General features: G+C 38.8%; 4 protein-coding genes. 2 read left to right on the top strand and 2 right to left on the bottom strand.

Annotated features, from left to right (window positions below; all coding sequences use genetic code 11):
- Positions 1–595 (top strand): sigma 54-interacting transcriptional regulator (locus tag MUP17_06650; GenBank protein MCJ7458652.1); only part of this gene is annotated, 595 nt, incomplete at its 5' end.
- Positions 596–1,145: 550 nt separating this feature from the next.
- Here MUP17_06650 and MUP17_06645 read toward each other — a convergent pair.
- Positions 1,146–1,310: a hypothetical protein gene (locus MUP17_06645; GenBank protein ID MCJ7458651.1), complete on the bottom strand. Its 165-nt coding sequence runs from the start codon at positions 1,308–1,310 to the stop codon at positions 1,146–1,148.
- A 210-nt stretch (positions 1,311–1,520) separates the two neighbouring features.
- Positions 1,521–4,214, bottom strand: a complete 2,694-nt coding sequence (locus MUP17_06640; GenBank protein MCJ7458650.1) for a caspase family protein — start codon at positions 4,212–4,214, stop codon at positions 1,521–1,523.
- Between the two features lie 481 nt (positions 4,215–4,695).
- On the opposite strand from MUP17_06640, the gene MUP17_06635 reads away from it, so the two are divergent.
- The coding region (locus tag MUP17_06635; protein ID MCJ7458649.1) for a hypothetical protein at positions 4,696–5,106 on the top strand (411 nt) is incomplete at its 3' end.

Below are 5,106 nucleotides of genomic sequence, written 5' to 3'. Positions count from 1 at the left end.
GATGCAGGCAAAACTTTTAAGGGCAATTCAGGAGAGGGAGATTGATAGAGTCGGCTCAAGTTCACCTGTAAAGATAGATGTGCGCATCATTGCCGCCACAAATCAGGATTTAGAAAAATTGGTTAAGGAGAAAAAGTTCAGAGAAGACCTCTATTATCGGCTGAACGTTATTTCCATTACCCTGCCTCCTTTAAGAGAAAGAAAAGAAGACATTCCGAGCTTGATCGAGCATTTCCTTAAGAAGTTCGGAGATACCGATTGTCAAATTGAAGATGAGGCGATGAGTTCTCTGATGAACTATTCCTGGCCTGGGAATGTCAGGGAGTTGGAGAATACTATCGAACGGGCTTTGGTCTTGAAAAAGGATTGTGTGATCAGAAAAGAAAACCTGACCGAAAAGATGTGGAAAGGGGAGAAAAGAATCGGGAACGTGGTAATGGATCTGCCAGAAGAAGGAATTGATTTAGAAGAAGTTGAAAAAGAGCTTATCAAAATTGCCCTGGAAAAAGCCAATGGAAACCAGACCCAGGCGGCAAAATACCTGGGCATCTCCCGGCCGACTTTGCTGTACAGGATGGAGAAGTATAAATTGTAGCGTCCTCACTCCCGTGAGGACGCTACAACATGATAGCACGCTTTGCCTTCAGGTGGGTTATGTTTTCACTGGACGGGAATTATCTGCCGACAGACTTTTGAATTTTCCCTCATATTACACAGAGGATTCTACAGCTCGCCTTTACTACCAACCTAATTTTATGTTTTGCGAGTTCATGAATTCTTGACCTTAGGCTATCATTGACTTATAATCCTACATCTGAGCATTATTAGGATGCATCTCTGTGTCCTAACAAAAAATGGAAGAATCTTTTAAAAAGTCGGATATTAAAGTGAACTATCTTAAACAGAATTGGTGGATATGATTGCCGGAATGGTTAGTGTCATTCCTGTTAAACTCGCAGGTTTACCACCAGATGGAGACCAAGCCAACATGAAAAGCTAATAAAAATGTTTCGCAGAGAGGCTCACATTTTTGATGACAGATCAAGAGACGCTAACTATGTGGAGATATTCTCTCTGTATTAATATATAAAGGATTTGAGCTTCCTGTACTTGACACCATCACATTCACTATTTCTTGAGATGAATCATGCGATAAGTATATCATCAATTTCTTTTTTGATTTTTTTTAGTTCCGCCCACAAGGATGTGTCTCTGTAAAGATTCTCGATTTTTTTGACAATATCAAATCTCTCTTTCAATAGAGCTTCTTCATATTGCTCTTTAATCTTTTTTGCCTCTTCTTGACTCACTCTTTTAGATTCCCTCACAATATTATTATCGGTTGCGTCAAAAAAAACTTTGAATAAGAGATTTAAATTTTATAAATTTAATTTAGGGGAATTTGATTACTTAAGTTGATTCTGTGTCTTGAGATCTTATGGGAAAAAAGCAAGAAAAAGAGTTGTTTTTTAACATTTATTAGATCTTAATCAGCAGACTTATAAGAGAGCTTACATTTTCTACTCAGTGTACTCTAACGTGCTGACTTTGCTGAAATTGATAATTGTTTTAGTAATAAGCTCTTTCCAAATCAACCATTGTCTTCTTGAACTAAATTTTAACCAATGTCCCAATCCCGGTAATTGGACTATTGCAAGATTTGTTTTCTCTGGTGCAAAACTCTGTATTGCACTCATAGTGAAAACGGTATCAATCCCTCCTAAGAATATGAGGATCTTATTACAAAGCTTACTAAGCTCCTCTTTATATAAAGACTTATAATTACCTATAACTATTTTTTCAAATATATCCCTTTCTTTTTGTGTCATTTGGATCTGTTTAAAACTCTCGTTAATATCCAACACCACCCCATCCCAAATTCCATCAGCCTCCTCTGACCGCCTTACAAAGCGTTGAAAGAAAAAGGGGTCTTCTTTTTCCATCTCTGCTATACACTCACCGGAATTTACTCTTTCCACCATCTTTTCCCAAGCTTCTTTCATCTCTTTGTTATCATACTTGAAAACTAGGTAAGGTTTAACGTCCTCAATCCTTTTCTGCCCACTTGCGACTGGGTCGACCACGTACCTTTTCCAAATCATTTTCGTTATTGTTTCGTTTCTAACAAAAAGCACTCCAGCGTTAATGTCAGAGAAATTTGCACCTGATTCCAAAAGATAAATAGAATGGTATCTTTCAGGATCTTTAAGCAGGAGTGCTAAAGTTAAAATACCTCCTAAAGAATAGCCTAACAAGCAGATTTTTGTGTTGTTATCAAAATGCTCGTTATAAAACTCATGGAAATCCGGGTAAACGCCTTCATCCCAGGTGCTATTCCAAAATCTATCCACATCACTCATCATTTGGATATAGCCATGAATTATTCTCTCCGGATGATTAGCTAAGTCAATAATAGTATCTTGTGTAGTTAATATGGAGTCTTGTTTATTATTAGCAGTAAAAATATCATTTACATCACACCGAAAATCCGTGCGGCGATAAAAGTGATTGGTTAAAGGAAATAAAACGGATGGAATACCATTTTTCGCAAATTCTAAGCCGAGATCATCGTAAATCCCCGGCGTTGCCTCTGCGAGTCCGTTAAACATGATAATTAGATATTCAAATTTGGAGCCTTTAGTGTTGTGTTTGGGAAAATAAAATCGTAAATGATAGAGCATATTTCTATGATAACGATAAAATGGCGGAACATCAACATGAGACCCAAATGGGACTAATTGTATTTCGAGAAGACTGTCTATATTTTCCTTTTCCTTAATATCGTCATACGACCTGAGTTTACTCGGGGTTAAAGGAAAAATCTTAAATGCTCCATGGGCCTCTTTTATTTGCTCCACTAACGGTAATTGTTCAATCGCTTGAACCTCTCGTTGCTTCTCAGGTAACCGCACCAGTTCAATGTCAACTTTATCCCTTGTGGTTATTGACAAGATGGGGTTCTGTTCTTGATTATTTTTTTCTGCCCATTCCTTCACTTTTCCCGACACGTATTTGCCTGCATCGTAAATCGAGATTATTCCGTCATTATCGTAATCAGCCTCGCCTTTAAGTGCTTCAATTAAGTGATAAGTAAATACGCTATGTCCCTTCTCTTCCCACTCCCATGAGACTTCTCCCTTCCGGCTAGATGAAAATATTGCCCATCCTTCAGCCTCTACCTCTAAAGATTTCAAGAACTCCTCCGTAATGAGACCATCGCCTTTTTCTCCAAACCGAGCACCTACGTGGCAAGAATCCATGACCAGTATCTTGAATCTGGCTTTAGAGCGAAGAAGTATCTTTTTTACGTTTTCCAGAGGAATTGCTGTATCTACTATGATTTCATATAGAGCGTCTGTAGGTACTAAGAAGCTTTGACCACTTTTTTCTGCGCCGTGACCTGAAAAATAAATCAGAATAGCGTCACGCTCACTAGCTTCTCTGGAAACACGGCTAATTTCTCGTAAGATATTGTTTCTCGTTGGTCTTAAATCGGGATTTGTAGTCTCATCTGTCATGAGTCTGGTGTACCTTTTATCGTATGAGGCCTTGGTCAGGAGCTCATAGATTGCAACCACATCAGGGACTGCGTATCTTAATGCTGTGAAACCAGTACCAAAGTATTTATTTATTCCTATTAGGATAGCCCATTTTTTCTCTATTGGATAATACTCTCTTACGATTTTCTCTCGATAGAGATTGACAAGAACCAAACTTGGGATATATTCGAGGAGTTTAGGATCTTTTCTGGAGTAAGCGCTCAAGAGTTTCTCTGCACTTTCCGTCGGAAGTTCAATGGTAATTTTCACACTGTTACTCTTCTCTATGGAAGATATCCGAATAGCCCCGGGGGTGATCTCCAAGTAATTTGCTATTCTATCCATAAGTGACCTCCAACTATTTTCATCTAAGTGTTCTACCTCAATCGTTAGCTCAATTCTTAAAGTGGGTCCAGGGTTAGGGTGGCGATGTACCCAAGGTTTAAGCTTATATTCTCTGAGAACCTTTTCACTCCATCCCTCACTGTCTGCTCGTTCATGGCAATTTGCACACAGACAGATAAGATCTTCCGGTTTATGTTGCTTTGATTTACGCCAAGGTATGATGTGGGCCAGTTCAAGTGGGAGGGGAGTTCCGTCGACTGCACATCGATGTCCACATTCCAATAGGATTTTTCTTTTAATCTCTTCAGGTATTGAAGGTCTGTTGGACATATCAAATCTCCTTTTATCTCTACCAAAGTTTAGGTTTTTGCAAGCTAATAAAACTTCCCTTTGTTCTTCTCGGGTCTTCCTATCTTAAATCTCTTACACTATGTTCACTTGCCTAACCTCAAGTACCTACAGAAAGAAAGAGCTCGCATTATGTTTAATAAGCACAATTATATATTTGTGTAATATCTTAAATTCAATTTACCTACCAATAGTGCCATCTGTCAAGTTAAAATTATCGGGTGTGGGCAGGTTTAAAAACCTGCTCTACCACTTGTAAATACAAGCTTTTACATCCCCATCACTGTATCGTCTGCTACACCATTTGTAGGAAAAAGCTCAAATTCTCAAAATAGGCAAGAGTGAGACAAATTAGGGCTTGTCATATCTGCTTGCCATTGAATCACTTAGGAGAATCCTTGACAAGTTTTTGTTTTTGGCAGAGAGGTTGCGTTATAGATAGTCTCGAATGAAAAGGAAGGATATGAGAAAAGCACAGAGAATAGCAATTATCCTGGTTTCGCTTCTGTTTGTCGGAGCTACTGCTTATGCCAGGAATTATCAAATCACCGGGGCTTTGGATTCGAGGTTTATGCTTAATGATGGTCAGGGGAAAATCAATAGCGATAATTTTTTGATTCATGGGGCTGAGGTGAACTTCAAATATATCTTTCAGGGTGAGTCTGGTGACTGGGCGACTTTAGTTTTGCAGGCGTCGTATTCGCCTGATTTCGATTTCTTCTCCAGGGAGTTTAATTACCATTACGGGGATAAATACTTTGTTCTCAAAGGTCCAAGAGGGCAGGTGAATTTGAAATTAGGAAAATTCGTGGTTCCTTTTGGAAATCTGCAATATTATGTTTCTCACCTTCTGGTGCTTCAGCCGATGTTTCAG

Source organism: Candidatus Zixiibacteriota bacterium, from assembly GCA_022865345.1.
Taxonomy (GTDB): domain Bacteria; phylum Zixibacteria; class MSB-5A5; order MSB-5A5; family RBG-16-43-9; genus RBG-16-43-9.
Note: the sequence above shows the minus strand (reverse complement) of the source record. Positions and strands in the feature narration are given on the sequence as shown.

Coding starts and splice junctions, on each gene's coding strand:
- MUP17_06640 (MCJ7458650.1), bottom strand. CDS start 4,214: ATGTCCAACAGACCTTCAATACCTGAAGAGATTAAAAGAAAAATCCTA.